We start from the raw sequence: 22,886 nt of genomic DNA, 5'->3' as shown, positions 1-22,886 counted from the left end.
GTGGTCGACCACGACGTCCAGCCCGGCTTGATCTTGGCGTCATGAGGTCTCGGCTCCCTCCTTCGTATCCCCTGCGGGCGCGCTCCGGGCAGCGGGAGCAGGAGCACCGCAAAGGCAAGCAGTAGGCATCTGCTTCCATGTGGCGCGGGCCTCGGGTGATTACGGCGTAATCACCCGAGGCCCGCGAAGGGTTACGCGGGGTCCTCGGCCCGAATGACTCATCCCCACCGAGGAACGTAAAATGGCCCCGGCCCGCAGCAGATGCTGCGGGTCGCAGCCTTGTAGGTGCTGCGTGACCTCAAGGGGCTGCCGCGCGGGTCGCGGTGGGCTCGTCGAAGCGGGCTGCCAGGAGCGCGATGTCGTCGTCTCGGTCGCCAGGCCCGAGGATCTCCAGCACCTCGTCGCACAGCGGCTCCAGCGGCGGCGGCGATGCTACACGCGCCAGGTCTTGCAGCCGCTCCCGCAGCAGTTCGATGCCGCCCCACACGTCCCGGTTGCGGGACTCCACCAGGCCGTCGGTGTAGAGCAGCAGGGTGGCCCCGGCCGGGGCGGGCAGCTCGACCGCCTCGAACGGCACCCCGCCGACGCCGATCGGCGCGCCTGACGGCACCCGCAGTACCTCCGCTCGGCCGTCGGCATGGAGCAGCACCGGTGGCGGGTGACCGGCGTTGGCCACCACCAAGCGGTGTGCGATCGGGTCATAGACCGCGTAGATACAGGTCGCCATCTTGTCCCAGCCGAGCCGCTGGGCCTGCTCGTCCAAGAGGCGCAGGACTTCCTGCGGCGCCAGGTCCAGCCCGGCGAGGGTCTGCACGCCGGTCCGCAGCTGTCCCATGACTGCCGCCGATGTCATCGAGCGGCCCATCACGTCGCCGACCATCAACGCCACCCGGTTGCCCGGCAGCGGGATCGCGTCGTACCAGTCGCCGCCGACCCGCACCGACTCGGCGGCTGGGAGGTAGCGGCTGGCCAGTTGCACGCCGGTGGGCTGCGGCAGGTAGGCCGGCAGCATCTCGCGCTGTAGTGCGTCGACCATGAAGGCCTCACGCCCATACAACGCCGCCTTGTCCACACCGAGCGCGGTCTGTGTAGCAATCTGAGAAGCCACCAGCAGGTCGTCCGCCTCGAACGGTGCCCGGTCGGTACTACGTAGCAGCACCACGGCGCCGATCACCCGGCGGCGCCCTCGCAAGGGGGCCAGCAGCGCCCGACGGCCGGTCGGCAACGAGTTCTGCGGATGTCCCAGCAATTCCGACAACGCGTCCACGGCCCGCACCGAGTCGGCGAACACTGGCTGCACCCGGCGCAGAATCTCGGCCAGCGGGCCGTCCAGCAGCACGCCAATCGACTCCGACCTGGACGTGGGCTCCAACGCGGGCAACGTCGGCGGCCCGCCCACCGGGCCGTCCCACTCCGCCGCGCCCTGGAGGTACCCCTCAGCACGCCGTAGCCGCAGCCGCAGCGGACCCGACGGTCGCTCGTCACCTACCGGCAGGGGCTCGCGCAGGTAGACCTTGATCGCGTCAGCGAAGGCTGGAACCGCGGAACGGCACAGGCCGAGGATGATCTCGTCCAGATCAAGGCCGCGGCTGATGCGTCGAGTTACTGCGCCTACATAGCGCTGTCGATCCTTGGACGACGGTCGCGCGATGACCGATAGACTGGCCACGTCGCCGCTGGTCAGAGGGTTGTCACGAGTTGTTCGAAACAAATCCAGCTCGTCGTCCTCCGGGCTATTCGGAGGCCCGGGGGGAGCGGTTTCGCTGCTTGTCAGTACCTGCCCTGGCACGGTCCTCCACCCACGACCATCCCCTTGCGCCGCTGGTCCTGCTTCAGCCCTCCAACCCACCTCTTCGGCGGCTTCCTGTACGGCCCCGTGTCCGTGCTCCAGCACCTCGCGCACCTTGTCGAGCGCCCGGTCCACGTCATCCATGGCCTCGTCTGCGGGATCGGCGCTGGGGATCTCAACGGACCGCAGGTCGTTCTGGGCATCCGCGGCCGTATCTGTCTCCAGCAGGCCAGCGCCCTCTGTCCTGAGGGATGCCACTTCGGCTTCAAGCTCCCGAATCCGGCGTGCTGCGTGGTCCGCAACACGTTGGGCGGTATCCCGTTCCTCCTCAGCGTGGGCGAGCGCTGCCCGGATCTCTTTCTCCTGTCCTTGCGCCCGCTTGAGACGTCGGCGAAGCTGCTCCACTGCCTGCGGATCCTCGGAGGAACGAGCCTGCAAGGCATCTAGCCTGCGCGACAACTCCGCGATCTTCGCCTGCGCTTGCCCGAGCAGAGCGAAGACCAACGTCGCCGCCTGCAGAGCCTGATGGCGCCCATGTTCACTCGCCTGGTACGCCTGCCTTGCTCTGTCGATCTCCTGGTAGGCCGCGATCGTTCGGTCCTTGGCCGCTAAGAGCTCCTTGGTCAGGGTCAGTTGCGGCTCCGCTGCTGCCAACGGTGTAGGGGAGCGCTCTGCGGCATCCCAGAGCAGCTTGGCCGGCTTGAGACGCTGGAGGGTGGCATCGGCAGAGTCGTCCGGGAAGCAGATGTCAGCGACGGCCTCCACGACCTCCCACGTGAGGTCTACCCCGGCAAGTCGTTCGCGCAATTTGGACAATTCGGGGACTCGTTGGTCGGCAAAGTGCTCCGGGGTGAGCCCCCGGTGCAGTGCCTTTACGGACACGCCCGTCTCATCCAGCCACCCTCGGATGAGGGCGACCAGTTCGTTGACCTCCTGGCACGAACCCCGAGCCGGTCCCCATGGCCGGCCAGGCCGCTTTGCATCCACAGTCCCCACCATCAACGTTGTCGACCGATAACCCCGCGTTGTCCGCGGAACAACATTCAAGCGGTGGAAGTGGGCGCGCTGTTGGTGGATGGTCACAATGCACGGCGGACTCGCCGTATCAATCGGCGAACCTTGTGGTTCGGCACCCAGTTCCGACGAAGGGACCAACCGATCATGCCTGGTTCGGTCACCAGCCTGCTCACTCGCGTCCGAGGGGTCCAGCGCGCCCTCCTGGTGGCGTTGGTCCTGGTGCCCGTGCTCATCGTGACGGTAGCCCTCGTTCCGGCCTTGATCGTGTTGCCCTTCTTGCCGTCTCGAGCCGCTCAAGTTCGCGGGCTGATGGCACAGCTGACTGTCTGGACTCGGGCGCTGCTGTTGAACAGCCGTGACAAGTAGCCGCTGAGGAACGCAAAAGGCCCCGGGTCGCAGCCTGCGCTGCGACCCGGGGCCGTGTGTTGTCAGTGGTCTTCGTCGTCGGGGTCGGCGTGGAGGTGGTCGTAGACGTTGCAGGCGGTGGTCCACAGGTCGGCGGCGCAGTCGGGGCCGTGCCAGGCGGTCAGGAGGGCGCAAGTGCCGGGGAAGTTACTGCCGTGCCGGGCGGGGTCGGGTCCGCCCGCTTCGTCTTCCACCGAGAGCGCCAGGACGTAGGGGTCCGTGGTGGTGGGCAGCCCGCGGTGGGGGTGTATGGGGTCGTACAGCGCGGGCGTGATGGTGGTGCCAGGGATGTGTTCGATGTGGTGGAGCTGACCGGTGAGGCTGGTGGCGATCTGCTCGGCCTGGTGGCGGTAACGGAGCGGTCCGAGTCGTATGTCGTCCAGACCGGGGCGGGTGACGAGGACGGCATGCTCGTAGGTCTCGGTGTAGCGGACGGGCTTGCCGAGGTGGAGGGCGTAGGCGATCTCAGCGCGGGTCGAGTCGCCGATGTACCCGTCCTTGTTGACGACCAGGACTTCGTCGGCCGCGCGGATCTTCGCGCGGTGGAGCGCGTCCAGGTCCTCCTTGACGCGGTCGGCGTCGGCGGGGCTCACCAGGTGGGCGTGGTGGGCTTTCAGGTCGACGCCGGGGGCGAGGACCATCCTGCCGGCGAGGGTCTCGGCGGCGTTGGCTTCGGCGAGGGCGTCCCAATGGCGGGTGCTGCCGCACAGGCACACCGTGCGCGGCCGGCCGGACGGGACGTTCGCGGCGAAGTGCGCGTCGGCGGTGCCTGCGGTGCCGGCGGACGCCGTGTCCGGGCCGGGGGTGGGGTCGGGCATGGGCTCGTGCTCCGTTCTCGTGGTGCCTCGTGGTGCCGGGTGGGTGTAGGTCAGATGCCATGCAGCCGCTGCAGGACGGTGGCGACCTGGCGGGGCTTGCGGGCGATGGCGGCGGCGTCGACCGCGCCGTCCGGCCTATCGGCCTGGCGCGGGACCTGGTCGCCGATGGCGTTGGCGGAAGTGGAGGGCTGCGGCGCGGGGGTGTCGCCGCGGCGGGGGAGGCGGATCATGGGTGTGCGCTCCTTGAGGGGTGTGGGGGGGTGCGTGCCGGCTGTCCAGGCGGAGCACGCACCCCCGTTCGGTGTCAGGGGCGGGTGGCGGTCCAGTCGCCGGCCGAGCAGGTCGCGGTGTACGCGGCGCGGCCGGTGCACCCGGACTCGGGGTCGCGGGGCTTGCCGGTGCTGGTGACCTGGTGGGTGCAGACGGTCTGGTCGGCGTCGTCGTGAACGGGCCGGATGGTGGCGGTGATGCGGGCCACGGCGTTCCCTTCGGGTCAGGCGTCGCCGTAGGCGCGGCGTTGGTGCGTGTCGATGAGGTCGGTGCAGGTGTCGGGGTAGACCGCGGTGCCGAGCAGTTCGCCGGTGGTCGTCCACACGGTGTCGGCAGCGGTGTCGGGGTCGGACCAGACGATGTACTGGCCGAACCGCTCCAGACTCCCGACGTCGGACAGGGTGTCGCTCGACGAGGGCGTCACCTGCCCGGCGGCGGCTGTCGTGGCATCGCCGGCGTCGTCGGCCTGGTCGTCGTCCGCGGGGTCCAGGGGCAAGGTGCCCAGCAGTTCGAGGGTGAGGACCTGGAGCCACATCGGGTGTCCGCTGATGCGGGGCAGTCCGAGGTAACCGGTGACGCGGATGTGGTCGCCGGGCCGCAGCTCGTTGAGCACGGCCTGGGCCAGCTCGGAGTCGGCGACGCTGCACGGCAGGACCATCTCGTCGACGAGCTCGTCGGTGGGGGAGACGATCAGCCGGAAGCGGGCTCGGGTGCCCACCGTGTCGTCGGCGGCGACCTCTTCGTCCAGGTAGCCGTCCAGGACTACGCCCTGTGTGTCGGTCATCGCTCAGCCTGCCTTCGCCAGCGTGGCCGGCTCCTGGTGGGCGGCGTCATAGGCCTCCACGATCGAGGCCTTGACGACGCCCGCGGTGGCGACCTGGTGGCCGTTGGCGCGGGCCCATGTGCGGATCGCGGCGAGTTCCTCGCGCGAGCGCTTCCCGCCGACGGGGCGGATCGGGGTCGGTGCCTCGGTCACCACGGCGGCACGGGGACCGCCGGCCTTCAGCTGGCGCAGGCGCTCCTCTTCGGCCTTCAGGTCGGCCCGCATCTTCGCGATGCGTGCCTCGGCTTCGGCCGTGGCGGCCTCGGTGGTCCGCCGCTGGGTGAGGTCGGCGAGGTCCTGGCGGATGCGGCTGGCCCTGGCGCGGACGCTGGCGAGCGGGTGCTCGTCCGCCCACGACAGCAGCACGTCGATGTCGGCGACCTCCGACACAGTGCCGTCGGCGGGCGCCGGGAGGGGGGTCTCCAGCTCGGACACGTCCGGGGCCGCGGTGTCGGCGGCGGCGACCGCCGTGGTGATCTCCTCTTCGGTCAGGCCGGTGGCCTCGGTGATCACGGCTGTGGGGTAGCCGCTGTGGTGCATCGAGACGGCGACCGCCTCGAAGGCGGTGACGGCCGGCACTTCGTCGACCGGCGCGGGGGAGTTGGGCATGGTGGGCTGGTCTCCTGAGGGTTCAGGGTCGGCCGCGTCGGCGGCCGGATCGGGGGTGGGGATGAGGGGGAGCAGGGGAGTGGTCGCGTCGGTGTCGGTGGGCAGCCCGAGGGCGTCCAGGAGGACCAGGAGGTCGTCCTTGTCGCGGGCGTGACGGGCCGTCATCCGGGACGCGAGGATCGCCGCGCCGGGGATCAAGTCGGACGGCCCGAGGGCCAGTGCTTCGTCAGCGGCGCTGAGTTCGTCGAACACGGCCGCCTCCTAGGCGCCGGCGCGGCGGCGGCCGCGGGGCAGGTCGGAGACGAAGCGGTCCTTGCCGGGATTGCGCTGGACCCAGCGCTCGGCGCAATCTTGTGGACGTCCTCGCCTGCGTGGGAGCGCAGGACCGTGTGCTGGTTGCAGAGGACGCAGCGGCCGCCGCCGGTGAAGTGCCAGCCGTCGTGCCAGTCGAGCAGGACGGGGGGCGGGGCGGTGGCGGGCGGGTGTGTCGGGGTGGTGCCGGTTGGGCCGGCGGTGGTCATACTGGGCGTCCCTCCTCTTAGGTGAGGCAGTGGGGCCCGGGACAGCCGTCAGGTCGCCAAACTCGAGCGGCTGTCCCGGGGCCTAGCTACTCCCGCTCCCCGACCGGGTGCAGGGTGCGGGTGGCGTAGTGCAGGCGCAGGCCGGCGGAGTCGACGACGAACGCGGCCGCTTCTTCGAGCAGTCCGGACACCTCGCGGTCGGCCTCGCCGTCCTGGTCCTGGCCGTCGTCCTCGATGCGGTCGGCGACGGCGCCGGCAACGGCCAGGAGCTGCGCGAGGCTGCCGCACAGTCCGGCCTGCGGGTCGTCCTCGCGGAACAGCTCGCGCAGGATCTCTGCCAGCCCGGCCGGGTCGGCGAGGTCGGCCAGGTCGTCCTCGATCTGCTGCAGCGCCATCAGCGCGATGCCGACCGACGCGCGGGCACGGCCGATCCGCGGGTCCTCGCCATCGGTGCCGGGGCCGTTGACGGTCACCGTGCGGCCCGGGTGGCGAGCCAGGTGGTGACGAAGGCGGCGGCGACGCCAATCGCGCGGTGTGCGGCCTCATCAAGTTCCATCAGTGCCGTGCCCGGCCCTGCGGCTTCCGGGGCGGCGTCGCCGGGCTTGCGCACGACGGTGGCGTGGCTGATGTACTTGCCTTTCCGCGCGAGGTCGGCGAGCCACAGCAGCGGCTCCCTGCGGTCCAAAACGGCATGCGTCAAGCCGTTCACGGCGGCGCCGGCCAGCAGCGCCCGGACCGGGACGCGCACGCCGAAGGTGCGCGTGACGGCGACCGAGGCGAGCAGCTGCACGCCGCTGTAGGAGGCGACGTGTCGGGCGACGCAGGCCCGGCCGTAGGCGCTGGCGGTGCAGGTGCGGCCTTCCCTACCGTGGCGCCAGGGGTCGTCGGTGACGGGCTTCCCGTCGGCGGCGTACACCAGGTGCGTGCCGCGGGCGCCCTTGCCGGATGCGTCGCGGGAATTCTGAATCCAGTGGTCACCCAGTCCGTGCAGCCCGGCGAACGTGGTGTTCAGCGCGGCGAACAGCGCGAGGCGTTCGCCGCGGTTGGGGGTGGGCATGAGGTGGTGGTCCCTTTCGGTTGGGGGAGTGGTCAGCCGACGAACAGCACGTCGTCGCAGCGGCCGCAGACGGCTTCGTCGTCGGGTTCGTCGCGGTAGGCGGCGAGCAGTTCGGCCGGGGTGCCGACGGGGACCCACAGGTCGCCGCCGCAGTCGCAGGTCCCACCGATGCGGGCCTGCCAGGTGCGGTCGTAGGGCTCGCCGCCGGTGTAGCGGAGCTCGAGGTCACGGCCGGCGATGGTGAAGCGGCCGTGCTCGCAGTTCGCGTCGGTGTACGTGAACGCCGCGGTGAGGTCGTCGCCGAAGGCGGCGCGGATCTCGTGCAGCGGGTCGGAGTCGGCGGCCGCAGTCGCGGCGCGCTGCAGGGCGAGGTGGAGCAGGTCGATACACGCGGCGTCGTGGACCTGGTCCCAGCCTTCGGCGAGCAGCTGCTCGTGGGTGGGCACGGCGGCGTGCTGCCGGGTGACGGCGTCCGGCGGCACCTGCTTGGAGGCCGGCCTGTCGTGCTGGCGGGCCAGGCATTCGTCCAGCGGGGTGCGGGACACGATCGCCACCGTGGGCACGCCGAAGGTTCGCGCGCGCCGAAGCAGGTCCAGGCGCACCGGGGTCTCGGTGTTGGTGGAGTCCACCACCACCGACAGGCCGCGCTCGAGGCGGGCGTCCAGGAGCATGCGGAAGGCAGCGACGGCGACCGGGGTCGCCGACTGCTCCCCGGGCGAGCCCGCGGCCATCGCGCGCAGGGCGTCCAGCTCCAGCCGCCAGCCGGCGGGGAAGGCCTTCGCGGCGGTCGACTTGCCGCTGCCGGCGGCGCCGACCATCGCGATCAACGCCGGTTCGGGGAAGTGCACGAGCGGTCCTCCTTCGGGAACGAGAAACGGCCCGCCGGGATCGACGGGCCGTGCGAGGTGGTGGTGCGGGTCAGCGGGTGCGGCCGGTCTTCTGCAGTTCCTGCGCGTGGCACAGGACGGGCGCGATCAGCAGGCCGATGCCCTTGACGGTCCAGCGGCCGCCGGTGAGCGGCCCTGGCGGGACTTTGTCGACGATGACGCCGTTCGTCCCGCTGCGCGGGGGTCGTCCGCGCACGAGGTGATCAGCACTTCGTCGCCTGCGATGAACACAGCGCGTCCTCCTTCGGGTTCGGTCAGGCGGCCAGGTGGTGGCCGGTGCGCGGGAGCGTGTAGTGGGTGGGGTCCGCAGGGACGTCGTCGTGGCAGGACACGCACATCCCGAGCGTTTTCAGCGGCAGGCAGTAGTAGTACCTACGGCCGCAGCGCGGACAGGTCTGCCTCGCGGCCATCGCCTTGTCCAGCGCGACTTCCTTCGCCAGCGTCATCGGCCGGACCTTCTTGGCGAGGTCGATGCGGAACAGCAACGCCTTGTGCCGGCACTCGGTGCGCGGCTTGAACGAGCAGTTCCGGCACTTCAGCTCCGCCGCCGGGCCATGGCCGCCGGGGCGTAGACCCATCGCCCGCAGCTGGCGGCGCGTGGCGAGCTCCGCTTTCGGTGCCGTGTTCCAGTCGTACAGCGGGATCCCGCCGGGGGTGCCGTCGTCGTACGGGTCGACGTCGACCAGGCCGTCCGCGAGGTCGCCGGCCTTCCCGGCCGGGGTTGCCGCGGGGGCGGTCACCGTGAGCGGCGGGGCCAGGGCGCCGGGGTGCGGCGCGCGCGGTCGGTGAGTGCGGCGGCGGCTTTGCCGCGGTGCAGCTGCACGCGAAGGATTCGCGGCCGGGGCCGGCCGTCCTTGGCGCGGCGGGTGCGGAAGGGCATCACGACGGTTCCCCCCATGGGCGGTCAGCGGTTGACGACGGGCTTGTCGAGGTCGCGGTGCTCGAGGTCGACGGGCCACCCGTACTCGCGCACGGCGACCGCGACCTGGTCCGCGACGACCGGGGCGCGGTGCCGGCCGCCGGAGCAACCGACCGCGATCGACACGCTGTGGCCCTCGGTGAGCTCGAGGTGGGCGTGGAAGGCCAGGCCGGTGATCTGGTCGGTGATGCCGGGGGTGCGCAGGACGGTGTCGACCACGACCTGGTCCCGGGCGGTCATCTCGCGCAGGGCCGGGTCGACGTGCGGGTCCCGGAAGGGCCGCAGATCGATGACCAGATCGACGTCGGCGGGCGGTTCGGCGTGCAGAAAGCCGAAGCTGGTGATCTGCAGGCGCCGCGCGGGCTTGGACAAGGGAGTCTCCTGGTTGAGGGCGTGGGCTGGTGTGGGGGGCTGGCAGTGCGTCAGGCTGGTGCCACCGCGCAGGAAGCGAAGAGGGGGCGGCCGTGGCAGTGGAGTTCGAGGCCGTGATCGCGGACGGAGTGATCTGGCCGGCGTTCACGGACGATGACGGCCGGTTGTTCATCGACGTCGACTACGAGGTCGACGTGCCGGTGGACCACGCGATCGTGGACGGCGTGATCTACCCGGCGTGGATTGACGACGACGGCCGGCTGCTGATCGACCTGGAGAGCTGACTGCCCCTGCGGTGAGCGGGGCGGTGGGGCCGGGCGGTCTGTCCCGCATCCGATCCGCCGCCCGTGCGGGCGGGGTTCGGATACGAGGCGGGCGGCCGGGTCACCGGTGGTGCGAGGTGTTGGTGCTGGCGTTGCTGGTGGTGGACTTCCCGAACCACCGGTTGTGGTTGGTCACGACCATGTGGGTCTCGTTGTGGATGTTCGTGCTCCCGCCGCTGCGGCCGGTGAGCTTGGTGAGCAGCAGTCCGGCGAGGATGACCGCCAGGGCGGTGCCGCCGGACAGGGCGCCGATGAACGGCGCGGCCTGCCCCAGCCCCCAGCCGATGCCGGCCCCGCGGCGCCGGCTCCGACGCCGGTCGCGGCGACCATCTGCGCGCGCGGGTCCAGCAGCGGGACCGGGGTCAGGTCGCGGGGCCGCGCCGCGGGCATGAACTGCGTGTGCAGGTAGCCGGCCGGGAGGCTGTCCTTGGGGACGCCGACGTAGCCGCCGCCGTGGGGCACGAACACGATGTCGGGGCGCTCGCCGGACAGCTCCACCTGGCCCTGGAGCGGCGCGGCGTAGCGGACCAGGTCGGCGGCGGGGGCCGGGTAGGCGGGGCCGGTCGGGGTGTGGGCGGTGGTGGGCTCGTACATGGCAGTGGCCTCTCAAGGGCATGCCGCGCCGCCCGCAGCGGGCGGGGGCGCGGCTGGGGGCGGGGAGATCGTGCAGGGTCCGGCGTGGTGCGGGCTTGCTACAGCGAGGACACCCAGCCGGAGATCGACTCCAGGGTGTGGGTGATGCCGGGCGCGGCGCCGGTGGAGGCGATCGAGAAGCCGAACAGCGCGGTGGCGATGCCGGGCCACAGGCGCTGGTAGCCGAAGCGCCAGAGCAGGAAAACGATGATGCCGAGCAGGAGCGTGGCGGAGATCGTGATGACCACGGCGGGTGGCCTTTCGTGAGAGGGCGGGCCGGGTCGCGGCCCGCCGGGAGGCGTCGGGGAAGTGGTCAGCCGCGCAGGCTGCTGAGGGTGTTGCGGACCGAGCCGAGCTTGACCTCGCGGCCGCCGTCGGCGTTGACGAGCTCCAGGACCTCCTTGGCGTCCAGGTGGTCGTCGTGGGCGTCCAGGACGGCCTGCACCCGTTCGGCGATGGTGCGGGACCGCTCGCGGGCGGCGGCGGGCATCGCCGCGGCGCGAGCCGGCGCGGAGGATCCGGCGCGGCGACCTCCGTTGCCGCCCCGGCCTCCACCACTGCCACCACCGCCTTCCTCGTCTTCCTCGGGCTCGGGGAAGACCGCGGCGTATGCCTCGGGGCCGTCCAAGCGCCGGGTGTATGCCTCGCCGATCGCGTCCCAGGCGGTCTGCTCGATCTCGGCGGGCTTGCCGTCGCCGTACAGGGCGAGGATCTCCGGGTCCAGGCCGTCGGTGGGTACCGGCGAGCCGGTGCGCCAGAACCGCATCCGGCTGGAGGGGTAGCGGCCGTTGACGAGGTAGCCGGTGCCCTGCGTGCCGGGCAGGTCCTCGTCGTCGACGTCCTCGTCGAACTGGCTGCGCAGGTCGCCGGCCCGGCGCCGGCGTACTTCGGGATGGGCGCGAGGGCCTGGCCGGCGGGCAGCAGGCCGTCGGTGACCAGCTGCCGCATCATCGAGCTGGTCCAGCGGAGCAGGACGACTTCGCCCTCCTTGAGCATGGAGCGCAGCGTGTCGGAGCCGCCCATTTCCTCGAGGTGGCCGGCCTGCGCGAACAGTGCGATACCGATTCCGAGGCTGCGGCCGGTGCGGCCGATGTCCTTGATGTAGAAGGTGGCCTCGTTGCGGAACGGGGCGCCCTTCTCCAGCAGCCGGTTGGCTTCGTCGATGACCTGGAAGACCAGCGGGTCGGGGCGGTCGCGCAGGAACTTGGAGCGGCCCATCGCCGCGTACCGCTCCTGGCGCTCCTGCATGAGCGTCCAGGTGGTGTGCAGCTGCGCCATGGTGCCCTCTTGGGTGGTCACCCGCCAGCCCACGTTGCCGTCAGCGCCGGCCCCGGTCTGGCCGAAGGCCTCGGGTGCGGACTGGCCGCCCTTGAGGTCGGCGTAGTTGACCGCGATCCCGGCTCGCTTCATCGCGGCGAGGATGATCTGCCCGGCCGTGGACTTGCCGGCGCCGGTCGTGCCGAACAGCAGCAGCCGCTGCGCCGACCCGGAGCTCGGGTCGTACAGGCGCAGTAAAGCGGGCCGGCCGTTGTGGTAGCGGCCGACCCAGATGCGGCCGCGGGCGTCCATGAGCAGCTGCTCGGGGTCACTCAGGAGCACTTCGGCCAGCGGGTCGTCGGGGTAGATCGTCACCAGCGCCTTGGACGCGCCGTTCGTCTCGATCGCGAGGCGGTTGACGTCCTTGACGCCGAGCGCGTCGGCCAGGCGCATCGGGTGGTACTGGATGAGGTCGCCGGGCGGCGCCTCCACGGTGAGTTCGTAGATGGTGCGGCCGGTGGTCATCGGCTTCCTTCCTTGTCGAACGTGATGCCGCCGTCCGAGCCGACGTCGACGGTGCGGATCGAGGTGATGACGGTGCCGGGCATCCCCTTGGGGGCGATGTGCTGGGTCCAGCGCTCGAACAGGTCGCCGCTGTCGGCGGCGGCCTGGCCGACGGTCAGGCGGCGCTCATCGGCGCCGCGGCCGGGCACCGGGGAGACGGTGATCTCTTCCTCCGGCCAGCGCAGCAGCGCGGACAGGTGCGGGATCGAGATCACCGGCACCGGGGTGCCGTCGACGGTGGTCCGGATGACCGCGCGCAGCGCCTTCGGGCCGGTCTGCTCGACGTCGACCAGCGCGGTGCCGGGGGCGACGCCGCCCTCGACGGCGACGCGCTGCGCCCACCACACGCTCATCGGGTGCTGCACCCCGGCCTGCCCGGCCGCGGCGGCGGCCTCGCGGGCGGCGCGGATCGCTTCCTCGGTCAGGTGCGGTTCGCGGCCGGCCAGGATGCGGGCGGTGCGGGCCGGGCGCAGCCACCACACGGCGGCCGCCCACGCGGCGTCGGCGACCAGCTGCCACCAGGTCGGGCCGTGGATGACCCGCTCCACCGTGGCGATGACGCCCATGGTGATCGACGGGGTCAGGTAGAGGGCGGCCGCGGTGTCGCGCAGGCGGCCGGGCGGCAGGGTCCAGGCCCACAGCGCGCCGTAGGCGGCGGTACCGAGCGCGGCCAGGCCGGTGAAAGGGAACGGGTCGGGCACGAACGCGCCCGCCGTCAGCGCTGCGGCGCCGGCCAGCGTGGCGAGGCGGCCGACACGGTCACGGGCGACGGCGATGTGACCGCGGATGTGTGCGAGGGGGATCATGGGCGTTGCTCCTCACGGGGTTGGGCAGCACGAAGGGCGGCAGGCCCGGGTGGGTCCGCCGCCCTTCGGCGTGCTGCTGGATCGGCTGGTCAGCGGTTGCTGTAGAACTCGCGGTCGGCCATCTCGACGTCCATCGCGTTGGCCGCGTCGGCGACGGTGCCGTAGTCGGCCTGGTGCGCCTCGGCGGTCTCGGTGAACAGCGTGGACAGTTCGTCCAGTTCGGCGGCCATCGCTTCGGCCTCCTCCAGGACCGACCGCATCACCGCCGCGGCGTCGCGGTGCTCGCCGACGGTGTCCTTGTCGACGTTGAGCGCGGCGGCCTGGTCGGCGAGCCGGTCCACGCTGCTGGAGCAGTTCTCCACGTACTTGTACGTGGAGCGGACCTGCGCGGACACATGGGCGAGCTGCGCGCCGGCGGCGGTCAGCTGCACCAGGACGACGCCGTAGCGCACGCCCTCGGCGACGACGGCGCCGGCCGCCGCGACGACCCCGGCGGTGCGGGGGACCAGATCGGACATGGGGTGCCCCTCCTACTCGTTGTGGTAGTCGCGCTCGGCCGGGGCAGTGTGCCCGGCGTCGCGGACCGCGTCGGCCAGCGGCTTGTGCCGCTCGGCGGCCTTCTGGCCGGCTGACGCGATTGCCTCCGAAGCGGCCGGGATGGTCTCCGCCACCGCCTCCGCCCGGGCCTTGACCTCGCCGGCCTTCTCCCAGAGCAGGAGGACCAGGCCCTCGAGCACGCCGGGGACCTTCAGCTCCTGGATCTTGGCGTGCAGGGCCTCCAGCCGGTTCATCAGGACCTCGCAGTCCTCGGCGGCCTGCCGGGCGTCGTCGGCACCCTGCGTGATCTCCTCAGCCATGTCCTCGTCGGACTCGATCACGTCGTAGATCGTCAGGTCGGCGTCGGCGTACTGGGTGTTGGATGCGCCCATGGACCGTGCTCCTCTCGTTGTTGCTGCGGGCCGGGCCGGACGCGCCGGCCTGCCCTGTGTGATCGCCGGGGCTGCGGGGCGGCGGGCGTGCTCGCCGACGCCGGTGTCCGCGCGTTCCACCGTGTATGTAGCCGGGCGGGAGTAGCCCCAGCCGGGCGGCGGCCCGAACACCGCGCCGGTGCTGGCCGGGCCGGTCGGGCCGGTCGGGCCGGTCGGGCCGGTCGGGCCGGTCGGGCCGGTCGGGCCGGTCGGGCCGGTCGCTGCTGCACTGCCAACTCCCGCCGCGGCGGCAGGACCCGTCGCAGTGCCGGTGCCGGGCGGCGGTGCCGGTGCGGGCCCCGGTGCGGGCCCGGCTCCCGTGCCGGAGCCGGGCCGGCTGCAGGGCCGGGCTTCTTCGGCTTCTTGGTCAGGTTGGCCTTCGGCGCGGCAGCGGACTTCGGCTTCTTCGTCAGGTCGACCTTCGGTCCCGGCGCCGCGGCGGGGGCGGCCGGGGTGCCGGGGGTATCCGGCTTGCCCGGCCAGTCGCGGATGTAGTTGACCGCCCGCTGGCGCAGTGCGCCGCGGATAGTCTCCGGCCGCTTGGGGGCCTTGGTCAGTGACACGCCCTTGGTGCCGCCCTTGGCCGCGACCGGCTCCCAGGAGCCGGTGCTGATCCGGTCGGCGACCCGGTTGCGCAGCGAACCGCGCAGCGTGTCCGGGCCCTTGAGCGGTTTGGGCTGAGCCGGGGTCTTCGGGGTCTTGCCGGTGCTGCTGGTGCCGCCGGCGGGCTGCCAGGAACCGGAGGTGATCCGGTCGGCGACCCGCTGGCGGGCGGCCGACCGGATTCCGCCCGCGGCACCGCTGCGATCGGGTCGGGACGGGGCGGTCTGACGGGGCGCCGGACCGTTGCGGATCCGGTCCGCGGCACGGTCCCGGAAGGCCCCCGAGACGCCGGAATTCCGGCCCCCGGAGCCCTTTCCGGGGCCGTTCGGAGCCGTGGCCACCAGAGGCGTCCTGCGGCCCTCGGACAGGCCTGTCCGCCCCTGTGTGCCTCCAGCACCTGAACGCCCGCCAGAGGCCCCGCCAGGGGCCGTGTTGCGGCCCCCGGAGCCGGTGCCGCCCGGCGTCCTGCCGGGTGTCGGGCCCGCCCGGAAGGTTGCCGGGGTATTGGTCCGGGGCGAATTGACCCGACCCCCGGAACTCCCGCCCAAACCGCCGGAATTACGCACCTGATGCCGCCCAAATTCAGCTCCGGACTGCAAACGCGGGCGAATTCCGCCCGCGCCGGTATTGGTTCTTCCGGCGGCTCGGTCGGCAATGCTGCGGTGGCGTTCCTGGCGTGCCCGGAAATATGCGGCGACGTGGTAGGCACCGCGCAGTGCAGCAACCGCGACCCCGGCCATCATCACGGTGGACATTGCGCCGACACCGTGTGCGGGACCGTCTAAATCGCCGTCGAATGCTGACTGCTGAGAGTCCGTCTGCCTGTCGTCGCGGGAAATGTCCGGGCCTTGGACGACGGACAGTGAGGCCGGCGGGGCCAGCGTGGTGGACAGGGGCGCCAGGACGGGGAAGGCGTCGGGTGCCGGCGGCGGGTCGTCGCCGACGGCTCCCGGGAGGGTGATCCGGGGGACCCCCAGGACCGTCCCGGTGTCGTCATCGGCCATCGGCCGACCTCCTTCGGATCGGTCACCGCGGCGGCCGCGCCGGGGCCCCCTTACGCGCGTACGCGTGTACGCGCACCTTGGGGTCCCCGATTCACGGCGTTCGGCGGTGATGAACGTGAACGTGATGAGCGGGTCTCACAGGCCGTTGCGCTCGGACCAGCCGCGCAGCGTGCGGACCAGGTCCGCCCACTTCTCGTCGTCGTCGCCGGCGAGCTTGCGTGCCAGGTCCCACATGGCACTGGCGCGCTCACGGTTGCTGGCCGTCGCCTCGATCCGGGACCCCCAGTATTTGGCCTGTCCCGAAGTCAGCGGCATGTGATCAGCCCTGCCTCTGCAGGAAATCCAGGAACGACGGCTCGGCACCCTGCGCACCCTGCGCGGGTACCTGCTGCGCACCCGCCTTGGTCAGGGTCTTTCCGTTCTTGTCGGGGTCCTGCATTCCCTGGGAAATTCCGGCGATCTGCTCGGCCGTGTTCAGTACCCGACTGTTCACGCCGCCCTTCCTCGTGGCCTTCTCCAGCGCCTTGTTCTCCGCCTTCTTCTGCCGCTTCGCGGGCAGTTCGACGTAGCGGCGCTGGAATTCACGGTCCAGGCGCCCGATGGAATTCACCGCGTCGCGCAGGTCGCTTTCCAGTCGGGCCAGCGGACGCGACGCCAGGAAGGCCCGGATCTTGCGTTCGAACGGCTTGTCGCCGTCGATCCGGACGTCCTCCAGGTCCGCGCGGTACTCGCGCAGCAGCGTCTGGACCTCGTCGGCCATCTGCCGCAGCCGCTCGCGCTGCTGCGCGGCGTACAGGGCGGTTCCGCCCGGCGCGGTCAGGTGGTCCGAGGTCCACCGCGCACTGTTGTTGGTCTCGGTCATGCCGATGTCCTCCAGAGGATCAAGAAGAGGGTTGCGGGGGATCGGCCTGCCGGCCGTGGCCGTCACCGACCCTGCGCCCGCCGGCTGCGGGCGAAGGGTCGGTGACGACCATGAGCGGCAGGGTGATCGGGGTGCTGGTGGCGCTCACGCTCACCCGGCGGTGGGCGCTCAGGGGCGCTCGGTGAGCGTCAGGCGGCTTCGGCCTCGGCCTGAGCGCGCAGTCGCTGAGCGGTCGGGCGGGACATGTCCGGCTCGGCGAGCCCGGCGTCCACGAGCGCGCTCACGATCTCCGCCGACGTGGGGCGGCGACCGAGCTCGGCGGCCAGGACCCGGATCGCGGTCACCCGGCGCTCGGTAAGCGCGGTGGCCTCACTGCGTGAGCGCCCGCCGTCCGCTCGCTCACCGCTCGCGCTCGCCGACGCACGCTCACCTTGGTGAGCGCCGGAGGTGAGCGCCTTGCGCTCACGCTCACCGTGAGCGCGGGCGGGGTTGAGCGCGGGCGCGCTCGCGCTCACCTTGCCGTGAGCGTTGCCCGCGCTCGTGTCGGCCCGCTCGATGGTGAGCGCGCTCGCGTCGTCGGCGGGGGCGGTGTCGGACCCCTCGGGGGTGAGCGCGTCGGCCAGCTCCGCCGGGGCGGAGCCGAGCTTGAGCGCCATCCGGTCCTCCAGCGGGGCCTTGCTGCGCCACCGCCAGCCGTACTGCTCGCGCAGCTGGGCCCGCAGCACAGTCTGCTGCTGGAGCCGGGTCAGTCCTTCGTCGTAGGAGGTGATCTCCCACAGGATCATCCGGCGCCGCAGCCGCGCGGTGGAGACCGGGGCCAGCACCCAGCGGGAGCGGCGGATCGACTCCATGCGCGTCCTCCCGGTGACCGCGCCGATCCGCGTGGCGTAGATGTGGGAGGCGATCTCGGAGAACACCACCCACAGCACGACCAGCGCGCCGTGGCCGATCCGGCCGGCCAGGCTGTGCGCGGCCGACCAGTTCAGGTAGATCGTCGCGGCCGTCAGCACCCGCGGCACCCACCGCACCCACCGCAGCTCCATGTCCATCCGGATCAGCAGCAGCGAGGCGCCGGTGAACGCCGGGATCGACACGTCCACACCGATGGGCAGCAGCCACGGCCAGGACCAGCCCCAACCGCGGGCCGCGGTCTCCAGCGCGGTGTAGGAGGACAGCAGACCGAGCGTGGACACGGTCGCGGCTGCCACGACGACGACCAGGACCAGGACCAGCTCCCGCCCGGACAACGCTGGGACGCCGGTGCCGGCGGCGTCCTGGCGGGCCTTGCGGCGGATCTCCCGGCGCCGGGCCCGCTGCACGGTCCGCTCGGACGCCGCGGCGAGGATCCGCTCGGCTTCCGCGCGGTCGGTCGCGGCGGCCGCGCGGTCGGCTGCCGCAGCCGCCGCAGCCTCGCGGGCGGTGCGGGCGTCGGCACCGGCCTGCTCGCGCAGCCGCGCCGCGTTCCGCTCCGCCACCGTGCGGACGTTGCCGGCGTCGGTGCGGGCGTCGGCCAGGGCGCGGTCGGCGTCCTGCCGGATGCCCCTGGCGGCCTGCTCGGCCGCGGCACGGACCTGCGCGGCGTGCGCGTCGGCCGCCGTACGGGCGCGGTCGGCGGCCGCGCGGACGTCGGCGGCCGCGGCGCGGGCCTGCTCCAGCACATGGTCGGCCGCCGCAGTGGCGCGGACCCGGAGCTCCTGCTCCTGGCGCCGCGCGTCGGCCAGCACCTGGTCCGCCTCGCGCTGCGCGTCGGCCACGATCTGGCCGGCGGCTACGCGGGCGTCGGCGGTGACGGCCTCGGCCCGAGTACGGGCGTCGGCAAGCACCTGGTCGACGTCGGCGGCAGCGTCGGCGGCGTTGGCGGCGGCCTGCGCGCGGACCTGGTCGACGACGGCCTGCGCGTCGGCCAGGAGACGGTCGCGGTCGGCGGCCGCCGCGGCGGCCAGGGCGGCGGCCTCGCCGCGCGCCGCCGCGAGCAGCTGCTCGGCGCGCGCCTGGCCGTCGGCGAGGATGCGCTGAGCGTCGGCCGCGGCCTGCTCCCGCAAGGTGTCCGCGAGGTCGGCGGCGCGGTCGTTGGCGTCGGCCACGGCCGGGTCGGCCTCGGGCCGCGCCGGGACTTCGGCGACGCCGGGCTTGTCCGTGGAGTCGGTGGTGTCGGGGGCCGCCGGTGCCGGCGGCGAAGTCGCGCGGCGCTGGCGCGGCGGCGCGGCCGCAGCCTTCCGGCGGCGGTTGGTGGTGGCGGACTTGGTCACCGGATGTCCTTCCTGGAACGCGCAGCGCCCCCGGCGGATCGGCCGGGGGCGCTGGTGACGGGGATCGGGTCGGGGTGGCACCCTGAGCAGTGCGGTCTTCCTCGGCAATTCCAGTGCCGAGGAAGACCGCCTCGCGTCAGCGCGGGAGCTGCGGCTGGCGGCCGGTGTTGGCCTGCACGGCCCGGCGCAGCCACGCGACGGCGGCCGGGGACATCGCCCCGGCGTCGGGCTCGCTCAGCGGCGCGGTGTCGATGTCGTGCATCGCGTCGACCGCCGGGAGCAGCCGCATGTAGTCGGGGTGCGCGAACAGGTGGCGGTGGGTCGCCACCTCGAGCAGGTCGTACATCGTCTCGCCGGAGTTGTAGTTGATCCGGCCGCGCTCCACCTTGCAGATGGTGGTGTGGCCCGGCTTGCCGGTCCAGAACTTCTCCGCGTCGCGGTACAGGACGTAGTCGCCCGCCTTGTAGCGGGTGCTGCGCGGGGCGGTGTCGGCGGTGCGCTGCTGGCGCGACTGGTCGGCCACGGCGCCTCCTTCGGGTTGCGGTGGTCCGGGCTGTCCGGCTCCCCTCTGCCCCGCCCGTCCCCGCGGGTGGCGGGACGGGCGGGGGAGGCAACCGACAGACGATGCAGGTCAGTTGGCGGGGCTGTGCAGCGGCTCGGTGGCCGGCCGCGCGTGGCGGCCGGCCCGGCCGTGGGTGCTGCGCAGTGCGGCGCGCACCGCCCGGCGCACCGGGCGGGAGGCGCGGGCGCGGGAGACGCGGGCCGCGGGGCGGCGGACTCCGGCGGCGACCAGGACCTCGAAGGAGTCGTAGTCGGCGGCGGTCCAGTCCCGGTACGGGGCCTGACGGCGAAGGCTGATCCTCATGCCGACGCCTCCTGGTTCTTCGCGCGGTTGGCGGCGCGGTTGCGGGCCGCGCGGCGGCGCATGCTGCGTCGCTCGTCCTCCGACAGGCCGCCCCACACGCCGTGCTCCTGGCCGTTCTCCAGCGCCCACTGCAGGCACTGGTCCATCACCGGGCAGCGCCGGCACACGCTCTTGGCCTCCTCGATCTGCAGCAGCGCGATGCCCGCGTTGCTGGCCGGGAAGAACAGCTCGGGGTCCTCGGTACGGCACACGGCGCGGTGTCGCCAGTCCATGGTTTCCTCCGTGGTGATCAGTCAGGGGTTCAGCGGAGGCCGGGGCGGGCGCGGTGATCGCGGCCCTCCGGCGCGGCGTGCACACCATCAGCGGGCTGACCTCCCGGCCGCCCCGGCCCGGTGCGCTACTTCGTGTCCGCGACCAGGCGGCAGCGGATCTGCTTGCCGACCGGGCTGCGGTCGACGGTCCAGCCGGGGGCGAGCAGATCCAGCAGAACCAGGCCGCGCCCGGACTCCGCCAGGTCGCCGGCGGCGGTGCGGTGCGGCAGCAGCTCCGGAGCCGGGTCGTGCACGGCCACCGTGATGCCATCGCGGCCCGTGTAGATCTCCACGACCAGCGGGGCGTGCGACCCGCAGGCGCGCACCGCGTTGCCGACCAGTTCGGACAGCACAAGCTGCGCGGTGCCGGCCGACTCAAGGTCGGCGCCGTGGAACTGGAGGACGTCCGCGGTCAGGTGCCGCACCGTGGCCAGGCTGTGCTCGGACGCCGTGATGTGCGCGGTGAACCCGCCTGGCCGGTGACGCAGGTACAAGCCCGGGACCGAGGCCGGAAGCGCCTGCCCTGCTCGGTCATCGTGCCCGTGCCGTACGTCGTGGCGGAGGCCGGCGCGGTCACCGCGCTCCGCCGCCCTTCTGGTCCTGCCGGACACGGCGCAGTGCTTCGTCCATGTCCGGGTCGCTGTCCCCGCGCACGACCGGCGCGGGGGATGTCATGATGTACGTCAAGGTCGCACTCCTACTCGACTCTCTGGTGATGAGCTGGGCTGGAGTGGCCGACGACAAAGGCCCCGGGCTGCAACCCCGGGGCCTTCGCATTGGTGCGTGTCGGTCCTGCATCCCCCGCCAGCGCCGCCCCGTGCGATGCGGGCGGCGAAGACGGGCAGCACAGGAACGCTGCGAAAGCTGCGCGGCACCTCCAGGTGAGTGGTGCCGGATCTCCTACTGACGCGGACCGCGGGCACCGTCCGGGAGATCCATCCGGACGTGCGCTAGGCGATCAAGGTGTGCCGCGTCGTTCTTTAACGTCGCGGGGCTGCCGGCCCTCCGGACTCTCCGCCAGCAATGAGCACCTGACGGGTCAACATCCGTGCCGAGCTGCCACCACCAGCGGTAATGGCGCCTCACGACGGGTCTCCACTCACCGGGCCGGCCTGGTCACAGCCCTCGAACGAGGTGGTGGATCACGCTGTGGAGTTCTCAAGGAACGAGCGCTGCCTTTCCTCACCACGCGGGAGGTCCGGGCGCTACACCTCGAAGGTAGTAGCACTATAAGTGCGAGTCAACACCTCAAGTGCTATCTAGCACTACAGCGCCTAGTGTGAGAATGTGTCCGTGACGACGCGACAGAGAGAGGAAGGCAGCCCCGTGCCCAGCGGATACGCACTGGTAGTGCGCTTCACCCTGCGAGACACCGCCGCTGCCCAGCAGTTCGATGAGCTGGTCGCACAGACCGCAGCCGGCATCCGCACCGAGCCCGGCACGCTCGTATACGCCGTGCACACACCGGTCAATGAACCGCTGGTGCGGGTCTTCTACGAGCTCTACGCCGACCAAGCGGCGTTCCAGGCACACGAGGACCAGGCGCACACCAGGCACTTCCTCGCCGCACGCGAGCAGTTCCTGGCGGGGACCGAGGTGACGTTCCTCAACGAGCTGCCGAGCCTCAGCAAGCGCCCCGGATCGGAGGGGTGATGAAGCCGACCGGAAGAGATGTCGACCCAGCAGACCGCGCCTTCGGGCAGCGCGTCCAGAAGTTCCGCAAGGAGCGGGGGCGCACTCAGACTGAACTCGCAGCGGCGCTCGGCAAGACGAGCAGCTGGATGTCGCAGGTAGAGCGCGGGGTGCAGCCTGTCCAGCGCGTCGACCTGCTCCAGCAGCTGGCCGACGAACTCGCGGTGTCGGTACAGCAGCTGCGGCCCAGTGCGCCGGCAGACCTCGGCGGGCAGTCATCGGCGCCCGCCCCGTTGTCCCTGTCCAATGACCTGGACGAGACCCGGCGGCTGATCTCCGGCCACCCCGCTCTTCGTACCCTGCTGTCCGGCGCGGGTGAGGAGTCCGACCGGCCGCTGGACGCGCTGCGGGGAGACGTCGACGACCTGTGGGAGCTCACGCACGCCGGGCAGCTTGCGCAGGTCAGCACCCTCGCCGCGGACCTGCTCCCCGAGCTCGAGCGCGTCGCCCGCACGGCCCAGGAGCAGCACAGGACCGAGCTGCACCTGCTGCTCTCGCGGGCCTACCAGGCGCTGTCCGCTGCATTCGTGCGGCAGGACGAAGCTGACGCGGCCTGGGTGGCAGCCGATCGCGCGGTCTTCGCCGCGGAACGGTCGGGAGACCCGCTCCACGTCTGCGCCAGCGTCTTCCGCATGGTTCAGGCGTTCGTACGGCTGCGGAGCCTCGGGCAGGCTGAGCACGCGGCCCGCACCGCGATCAACGCCCTGGAAGACCAGGCTGTCGACACCCCGCCGGCCCTGTCGGTTCTCGGCTCGCTGCACCTGGCCCTGGCCCTGGTGCACGCGCGCGCAGGCGCCCGTGCCGAAGCCAAAGAGGAGATCGCCCGGGCGCGTGACATCGCGGCCCGGCTGGGTGAGAACCGGAACGACTTCAATCTGGAATTCGGCCCGGTCAACGTTGAGATCCAGGCCGTGAGCACCGCCGTCGACCTCGGTGATGCCGGCGAGGCGCTGGACATCGGCCTCGGTATCAACGCCGACGACCTCTCGCCTGAGCGTCAGGGGCGGTTGCTGATGGACCTGGGGCGAGCGCACGCGCAGAGGCGCCACGGGGGCGAGGCCCTCGACTGCCTGCTGCGCGCGGAAGCCGTAGCTCCCGAGACGATCCAGACGCACCACGCCTCGCGCGCGACGATCCGTGAGCTGGTGCTGATTGCCGGCCCGAATGCGCCACGAGAGCTGCTCGCGCTGGCGGAACGGGCGGACGCTCTTGACTAAGCACGTGCCGGTCACGGTGAACGCCTCCTCCGTCGTGCGGACTGG

Annotated in this window: 30 protein-coding genes; 4 read left to right on the top strand and 26 right to left on the bottom strand. The window is 72.3% G+C overall.

Annotation, left to right across the window (positions count from 1 at the left end; all coding sequences use genetic code 11):
* Positions 1–298: 298 nt before the first annotated feature.
* From VSR01_RS37610 to VSR01_RS00260, 12 genes are all read right to left on the bottom strand, one after another.
* Complete coding sequence (locus tag VSR01_RS37610) at positions 299–2,671, bottom strand: SpoIIE family protein phosphatase (RefSeq protein ID WP_442785382.1); 2,373 nt, start codon at positions 2,669–2,671, stop codon at positions 299–301.
* A 563-nt stretch (positions 2,672–3,234) separates the two neighbouring features.
* A complete protein-coding gene (locus VSR01_RS00310) occupies positions 3,235–4,029 on the bottom strand; it encodes a hypothetical protein (RefSeq protein WP_326447280.1) in 795 nt (264 codons plus the stop codon).
* 50 nt (positions 4,030–4,079) lie between these two features.
* On the bottom strand, positions 4,080–4,259 hold the full coding sequence (locus VSR01_RS00305; protein WP_326447279.1) for a hypothetical protein: 180 nt from the start codon (positions 4,257–4,259) through the stop codon (positions 4,080–4,082).
* Positions 4,260–4,333: 74 nt separating this feature from the next.
* Positions 4,334–4,507, bottom strand: coding sequence for a hypothetical protein (locus tag VSR01_RS00300; protein WP_326447278.1), 174 nt, complete (start codon positions 4,505–4,507; stop codon positions 4,334–4,336).
* A gap of 15 nt (positions 4,508–4,522) precedes the next feature.
* Positions 4,523–5,083, bottom strand: coding sequence for a hypothetical protein (locus VSR01_RS00295; protein WP_326447277.1), 561 nt, complete (start codon positions 5,081–5,083; stop codon positions 4,523–4,525).
* A gap of 3 nt (positions 5,084–5,086) precedes the next feature.
* The gene (locus VSR01_RS00290; protein ID WP_326447276.1) at positions 5,087–5,983 is read right to left on the bottom strand and encodes an Lsr2 family DNA-binding protein; all 897 of its coding nucleotides are present in this window, start codon (positions 5,981–5,983) and stop codon (positions 5,087–5,089) included.
* Positions 5,984–6,338: 355 nt separating this feature from the next.
* Entirely contained in the window at positions 6,339–6,725 is a 387-nt protein-coding gene (locus VSR01_RS00285; protein ID WP_326447275.1) for a hypothetical protein, read from the bottom strand.
* The gene (locus VSR01_RS00280) at positions 6,722–7,309 is read right to left on the bottom strand and encodes a hypothetical protein (protein ID WP_326447274.1); all 588 of its coding nucleotides are present in this window, start codon (positions 7,307–7,309) and stop codon (positions 6,722–6,724) included. The genes VSR01_RS00285 and VSR01_RS00280 overlap by 4 nt, the downstream gene beginning before the upstream one ends.
* A 32-nt stretch (positions 7,310–7,341) precedes the next feature.
* Positions 7,342–8,157 (bottom strand): ATP-binding protein, encoded by an 816-nt coding sequence (locus VSR01_RS00275; protein WP_326447273.1) that lies wholly within the window; start codon positions 8,155–8,157, stop codon positions 7,342–7,344.
* 70 nt (positions 8,158–8,227) lie between these two features.
* Complete coding sequence (locus tag VSR01_RS00270) at positions 8,228–8,392, bottom strand: hypothetical protein (RefSeq protein WP_326447272.1); 165 nt, start codon at positions 8,390–8,392, stop codon at positions 8,228–8,230.
* A gap of 58 nt (positions 8,393–8,450) precedes the next feature.
* Complete coding sequence (locus VSR01_RS00265) at positions 8,451–8,936, bottom strand: RRQRL motif-containing zinc-binding protein (protein WP_326447271.1); 486 nt, start codon at positions 8,934–8,936, stop codon at positions 8,451–8,453.
* 164 nt (positions 8,937–9,100) lie between these two features.
* On the bottom strand, positions 9,101–9,487 hold the full coding sequence (locus VSR01_RS00260; protein WP_326447270.1) for a RapZ C-terminal domain-containing protein: 387 nt from the start codon (positions 9,485–9,487) through the stop codon (positions 9,101–9,103).
* 92 nt (positions 9,488–9,579) lie between these two features.
* Here VSR01_RS00260 and VSR01_RS00255 point away from each other — a divergent pair, with 92 nt between their 5' ends.
* Positions 9,580–9,771 (top strand): hypothetical protein, encoded by a 192-nt coding sequence (locus VSR01_RS00255; RefSeq protein WP_326447269.1) that lies wholly within the window; start codon positions 9,580–9,582, stop codon positions 9,769–9,771.
* A 171-nt stretch (positions 9,772–9,942) separates the two neighbouring features.
* Here VSR01_RS00255 and VSR01_RS00250 read toward each other — a convergent pair whose 3' ends face one another.
* The 3 genes from VSR01_RS00250 to VSR01_RS00240 all read right to left on the bottom strand — a co-directional run bounded on the left by VSR01_RS00250 (position 9,943) and on the right by VSR01_RS00240 (position 11,209).
* Positions 9,943–10,404, bottom strand: a complete 462-nt coding sequence (locus VSR01_RS00250; RefSeq protein WP_326447268.1) for a hypothetical protein — start codon at positions 10,402–10,404, stop codon at positions 9,943–9,945.
* Positions 10,405–10,502: 98 nt separating this feature from the next.
* Positions 10,503–10,691 carry a hypothetical protein gene (locus tag VSR01_RS00245; RefSeq protein ID WP_326447267.1) on the bottom strand — a complete coding sequence of 63 codons (189 nt, stop codon included), beginning with the start codon at positions 10,689–10,691 and terminating at the stop codon, positions 10,503–10,505.
* Positions 10,692–10,756: 65 nt separating this feature from the next.
* Positions 10,757–11,209 (bottom strand): hypothetical protein, encoded by a 453-nt coding sequence (locus tag VSR01_RS00240; RefSeq protein ID WP_326447266.1) that lies wholly within the window; start codon positions 11,207–11,209, stop codon positions 10,757–10,759.
* Between the two features lie 266 nt (positions 11,210–11,475).
* Between VSR01_RS00240 and VSR01_RS00235 the strand changes: the two genes are divergently transcribed.
* Complete coding sequence (locus VSR01_RS00235; RefSeq protein WP_326447265.1) at positions 11,476–11,958, top strand: hypothetical protein; 483 nt, start codon at positions 11,476–11,478, stop codon at positions 11,956–11,958.
* A gap of 263 nt (positions 11,959–12,221) precedes the next feature.
* Here VSR01_RS00235 and VSR01_RS00230 read toward each other — a convergent pair whose 3' ends face one another.
* From VSR01_RS00230 to VSR01_RS00180, 11 genes are all read right to left on the bottom strand, one after another.
* Positions 12,222–13,070 (bottom strand): hypothetical protein, encoded by an 849-nt coding sequence (locus VSR01_RS00230; protein ID WP_326447264.1) that lies wholly within the window; start codon positions 13,068–13,070, stop codon positions 12,222–12,224.
* 89 nt (positions 13,071–13,159) lie between these two features.
* On the bottom strand, positions 13,160–13,588 hold the full coding sequence (locus VSR01_RS00225) for a hypothetical protein (protein ID WP_326447263.1): 429 nt from the start codon (positions 13,586–13,588) through the stop codon (positions 13,160–13,162).
* Positions 13,589–13,600: 12 nt separating this feature from the next.
* Positions 13,601–13,999, bottom strand: a complete 399-nt coding sequence (locus VSR01_RS00220) for a hypothetical protein (protein WP_326447262.1) — start codon at positions 13,997–13,999, stop codon at positions 13,601–13,603.
* A 1,781-nt stretch (positions 14,000–15,780) separates the two neighbouring features.
* Positions 15,781–15,960, bottom strand: coding sequence for a hypothetical protein (locus tag VSR01_RS00215; protein WP_326447261.1), 180 nt, complete (start codon positions 15,958–15,960; stop codon positions 15,781–15,783).
* 4 nt (positions 15,961–15,964) lie between these two features.
* Entirely contained in the window at positions 15,965–16,507 is a 543-nt protein-coding gene (locus VSR01_RS00210) for a hypothetical protein (RefSeq protein ID WP_326447260.1), read from the bottom strand.
* 19 nt (positions 16,508–16,526) lie between these two features.
* The gene (locus VSR01_RS00205; protein WP_326447259.1) at positions 16,527–16,655 is read right to left on the bottom strand and encodes a hypothetical protein; all 129 of its coding nucleotides are present in this window, start codon (positions 16,653–16,655) and stop codon (positions 16,527–16,529) included.
* Positions 16,656–16,695: 40 nt separating this feature from the next.
* On the bottom strand, positions 16,696–18,756 hold the full coding sequence (locus VSR01_RS00200) for a DUF2637 domain-containing protein (RefSeq protein ID WP_326447258.1): 2,061 nt from the start codon (positions 18,754–18,756) through the stop codon (positions 16,696–16,698).
* Positions 18,757–18,892: 136 nt separating this feature from the next.
* Entirely contained in the window at positions 18,893–19,279 is a 387-nt protein-coding gene (locus tag VSR01_RS00195; protein ID WP_326447257.1) for a hypothetical protein, read from the bottom strand.
* A 108-nt stretch (positions 19,280–19,387) separates the two neighbouring features.
* Complete coding sequence (locus VSR01_RS00190) at positions 19,388–19,621, bottom strand: hypothetical protein (protein WP_326447256.1); 234 nt, start codon at positions 19,619–19,621, stop codon at positions 19,388–19,390.
* The gene (locus tag VSR01_RS00185) at positions 19,618–19,893 is read right to left on the bottom strand and encodes a WhiB family transcriptional regulator (RefSeq protein ID WP_326447255.1); all 276 of its coding nucleotides are present in this window, start codon (positions 19,891–19,893) and stop codon (positions 19,618–19,620) included. The genes VSR01_RS00190 and VSR01_RS00185 overlap by 4 nt, the downstream gene beginning before the upstream one ends.
* 125 nt (positions 19,894–20,018) lie before the next feature.
* Positions 20,019–20,426 (bottom strand): ATP-binding protein, encoded by a 408-nt coding sequence (locus tag VSR01_RS00180; protein WP_326447254.1) that lies wholly within the window; start codon positions 20,424–20,426, stop codon positions 20,019–20,021.
* An 832-nt stretch (positions 20,427–21,258) separates the two neighbouring features.
* Here VSR01_RS00180 and VSR01_RS00175 point away from each other — a divergent pair.
* Together VSR01_RS00175 and VSR01_RS00170 are read left to right on the top strand one after the other, a co-directional pair.
* Positions 21,259–21,585 carry a putative quinol monooxygenase gene (locus VSR01_RS00175; RefSeq protein ID WP_326447253.1) on the top strand — a complete coding sequence of 109 codons (327 nt, stop codon included), beginning with the start codon at positions 21,259–21,261 and terminating at the stop codon, positions 21,583–21,585.
* Positions 21,585–22,841 carry a helix-turn-helix domain-containing protein gene (locus VSR01_RS00170; RefSeq protein WP_326447252.1) on the top strand — a complete coding sequence of 419 codons (1,257 nt, stop codon included), beginning with the start codon at positions 21,585–21,587 and terminating at the stop codon, positions 22,839–22,841. Before VSR01_RS00175 ends, VSR01_RS00170 begins: the two co-directional genes overlap by 1 nt.
* Positions 22,842–22,886: the final 45 nt, after the last annotated feature.

The sequence above is a fragment of the Actinacidiphila sp. DG2A-62 genome, from assembly GCF_035825295.1.
GTDB lineage: Bacteria > Actinomycetota > Actinomycetes > Streptomycetales > Streptomycetaceae > Actinacidiphila.
The sequence above is the reverse complement of the archived record's forward strand: the minus strand, read 5'-3'. Positions and strand labels throughout refer to the sequence as shown.